Origin of the sequence: Trichocoleus sp. FACHB-262 (assembly GCF_014696035.1) — a bacterium.
Taxonomy (GTDB): Bacteria; Cyanobacteriota; Cyanobacteriia; order FACHB-46; family FACHB-46; genus Trichocoleus.
Map to the genome: position 1 here is coordinate 1 of NZ_JACJPK010000006.1, position 3,182 is coordinate 3,182.

Consider the following 3,182-nt stretch of genomic DNA (forward strand, 5'->3'; position numbering starts at 1 on the left):
ACCCCAATAGACACCACAACAACGGAGCCCCCCACCCTCCCTGTTGTTGTAGGGGTAGAAGGATCTGAAGATTCCAAGCCAGTAAGCGCACCCCTTCCTGTTAAGCCTCAACCCGTTCTAAAAGCATCTGGGTCCAAGGTGGAACAGGTTGCAGAGGACAATTCTTCCGCCGCTGCCCAAGTCGCCATTTTTTCAAAAATTGCACAAGCAGGATTTCCGCTCACCTTGCCTTTGAAGGCTGAAGTTTTAGCGGCCCCGCTTGAAGTAGTGAGTGATGCTCTGGCTGCTGCCGTTGAGTATCGAGACAGGCATGAAGTAAGGAATCCGATCGGCTTGCTCAGGGATGCGATTAGTCAGTGCTGGAAACTGGGGGGAAGCGAGCATCCGAAAGCAACCAAAGCCGCAGAACCAGGCTTCAAAGAATGGTTTGACCTAGCTCATCGCTTGAGGCTGGTTACTGCTAGCCAGATGGTCGGAGATGAGCAGTACGTTCTGACTAACGATGACGAGTGGGAGCCTTGGGACTTCTTAGCGGCTGCATTCCCGATCGCGCGATTGAGGGAAATGCTAACTTAACGACTGATTGAAGCAGCTAGCCTGTTGAGCAGCTATAGCTAACATCTCAGACATGGCAATATCTATTACCAATTTGCTCCCACAGGCTTGCTAGACCGGGCATTTATTTCGTCTAAGCCGAAGGATTTACCGAACTCTAAGCCTCATGCTTCATGGACATGCACTATTCTTTTCGGCAATATTCCAAGTATCATCTTCTATCCACCCTTCTCTACCTTGAGATTCAATTTGAAACCACCCTTCCTCATCCTTGCCAAGAGAAGTAATCACCTGTTCTGTAACTTTGTAATCGCCTGGTTCTACTCTAATAAGCTGTCGGCTAAAAGTGTATGGCTGACTCAGCAAGCTAACTAATGAATTGGTGACAGTAATCACACACCCTGGAGTGGCCTGCCTTCTGAGCACCTTTATATCTGACGAGACAGGTAGTTTACTAGGTTGACGGGCTAGTTCTCGTATCTTTTCAGCATCAAGACTTTGAATTATCCCAGAACCAACCAAAAACATTAACTGCTTTGCAGCTTCATCTCTGTCCTTAATATCTAATGCTTTTTGAATCAGAGAAAATTCAAACTTTTGCCTCTCTAGCTGAAAGTTTGTATCAAACTTTTGCCTCTCTAGCTGAAAGTTTGAGTGGCCTTGTAAAGCTGCCCCAATTCCAGTACCAGCCAAGCCAAAAATTGCGGATGCAAGCCCAATCAGCAAAGGGGAAGAAAACCATACACCTCGTTTCTCAAGTTCTATTTTGGCTTTTGCTTCTTGCTCTCTTAAGGCCAGTTCTCTTTCTTTTAGGGCAAGCTCTCTTTCTTTTAGGGCAGCATCATCTACAATTTCTGCAACGCCTGATTCAGGCGTTGATGGTACAGAAGCGTTGTTACTCATACCTATCTTGATGCAACTAATCCTTAGATATCAGAATGGGATTAGATGTGGTATTACCCAAAAGGGTGCTCATGAGCAACTTTCGATCGCCCTTCTTGCTCTTCACCAAGCCGATCGCCTTACCCTACTAAGCAATCAACCGAAAATCAAAAGTTTTCTGAATATGATAGCTTCTTAGGTTTTGCGTCACCAGTACAATCGCCCCTCTACCCCTTATCCCTTCATCAGGCGATCGCCCTTTCAACTTTTCCCCAATTGGGGAACGCAACCAAGGCAGTGGGACTACTGCTCATCGCGCCAGTTGTCCAGAATTCGGACATCTTCTTGCAGTGGTTCTGAGTTGAAAGGCGATCGCTACACGTCCCAAAATGGGACAACTGACTCACGAGGATGAGTGGGAGGCTTGGGGTTTCTTGGCTGCTGCTGAGCGATCGCGCAATTGAGGCGAATGCTGGCTTAAGGGTGGGCTGGGTAATGACCAAGCTCACCGGACGTAAACAACCTTTGCATCTCAACCGATCGTAATTGGTATGTTCCAGTGCAGTGTGATTGTTAGACCCTTACTGAACTGAGTAAACTACAAATTTCCTCCGAAAACTTTCAATCATCAGGGAGCATCGTTTGAAGAAGTACCGTCACCAAGATTCTGATAATCCTGATAATTGGGTATTTTTGTAGCGTCAAAGCCAATAGCAATATTATTGATAGTTGCAAGTTCGTCATCAATGAATTGAATTACTTGACTTGAATTGGTTATTGCTGTCCGTTCTCCTTGAGCAGAGTTAATTAGAAACTGACCCGTTGCAAAATAGCTACTTACTCTATCTTCAAGAGCAGCATAAGCAAGATACAGAGTTTTGTTTTGTGAAATATTTTCTTCATACTTAAAAACTACAATATACGCTGAGAAAATTGTTGCAAATCCAAATGAAACAACAAATAACGAGAGAAGAGAGTTTTTTGTGTTGCTCCACCCTGACTTACTAATAGAGAATAAGCATATTGCTGCAATAACTGCTGAAACTGTAGCTGTTGTAACTGATACAAAGTATTGAACGTAAAAATATTTTGTAACTTGAACATGGCTTCTAACTCTTCCTTGTATCTCTTTCGTTTGTTCTACTAGTCTTTGTTTCGCAAATTCTGATCCCTGCATATTTCTGGCATAATTTTTTAATCTTGCTTCCTCCGCATCTCTGAAATTTAATATTTCCTCGTTCTCAGTTTTTGGAAGCAGCCTATAATCAACTTCTAAAGAAGCAAAGAATTTATTAGCAAGCGACCCACCAAACTGGGTAAGAAGCCTAACGCTGACAAAAAATAATATAACTAAAACGACTAAGTGTACACCTTCTCCTTTAGCAAAGTTGATAATTGACTGCATGCAATTAGGTAATCTATCTGTAAATGTTAAATGCTCTTTTTCGCTCTCAGAATTGGAAGATACTTTCTCTTCAGTATTTTTGTTATTCATGAAAATATTATCACCAGAGGATTCTTGAGCAGATTTAACTCTAATTTTGAGTTAAAAAAGAAGAACTAGCTTAAACTAACATCTCAACGGGACGTTGCTGAATAGGTAATGATTTAAGCTGAGAGAGGAATTGTCCGATACTTCAAATAATGCAGCAGCAACCGAAGTGAACACTTCAACATCTCAACTGATTTGGAGTAGCACAAGGTCTTCCGGTGCAATCGTGCTAAATAATGCCTCAGTCGGGTAT

General features: G+C 42.9%; 4 protein-coding genes and 1 pseudogene. 2 read left to right on the forward strand and 3 right to left on the reverse strand.

The annotated features are described in order from the left end of the window. Positions 1-576, forward strand: a 576-nt coding sequence (locus tag H6F68_RS00105) for a hypothetical protein (RefSeq protein WP_242065275.1), incomplete at its 5' end; no start/stop codon positions are given. A 150-nt stretch (positions 577-726) separates the two neighbouring features. Here H6F68_RS00105 and H6F68_RS00110 read toward each other — a convergent pair. Continuing rightward, positions 727-1,458, reverse strand: coding sequence for a hypothetical protein (locus H6F68_RS00110; RefSeq protein ID WP_190555681.1), 732 nt, complete (start codon positions 1,456-1,458; stop codon positions 727-729). A gap of 390 nt (positions 1,459-1,848) precedes the next feature. On the opposite strand from H6F68_RS00110, the gene H6F68_RS29240 reads away from it, so the two are divergent. After that, positions 1,849-1,983, forward strand: a complete 135-nt coding sequence (locus tag H6F68_RS29240) for a hypothetical protein (RefSeq protein WP_277875980.1) — start codon at positions 1,849-1,851, stop codon at positions 1,981-1,983. Between the two features lie 82 nt (positions 1,984-2,065). Here the strand turns inward: H6F68_RS29240 and H6F68_RS00115 are convergent, their stop codons facing one another. Then, entirely contained in the window at positions 2,066-2,932 is an 867-nt protein-coding gene (locus H6F68_RS00115) for a hypothetical protein (RefSeq protein ID WP_190555682.1), read from the reverse strand. A 113-nt stretch (positions 2,933-3,045) separates the two neighbouring features. After that, positions 3,046-3,182 (reverse strand): annotated as a pseudogene (locus H6F68_RS00120) (IS1 family transposase); the annotation flags it as partial.

Bases quoted from the DNA above. Each gene is read 5' to 3' on its own strand.
- H6F68_RS00110 (WP_190555681.1), bottom strand. From the start codon at position 1,458: ATGAGTAACAACGCTTCTGTACCATCAACGCCTGAATCAGGCGTTGCA.
- H6F68_RS00115 (WP_190555682.1), bottom strand. From the start codon at position 2,932: ATGAATAACAAAAATACTGAAGAGAAAGTATCTTCCAATTCTGAGAGC.
- H6F68_RS29240 (WP_277875980.1), top strand. From the start codon at position 1,849: ATGAGTGGGAGGCTTGGGGTTTCTTGGCTGCTGCTGAGCGATCGCGCA.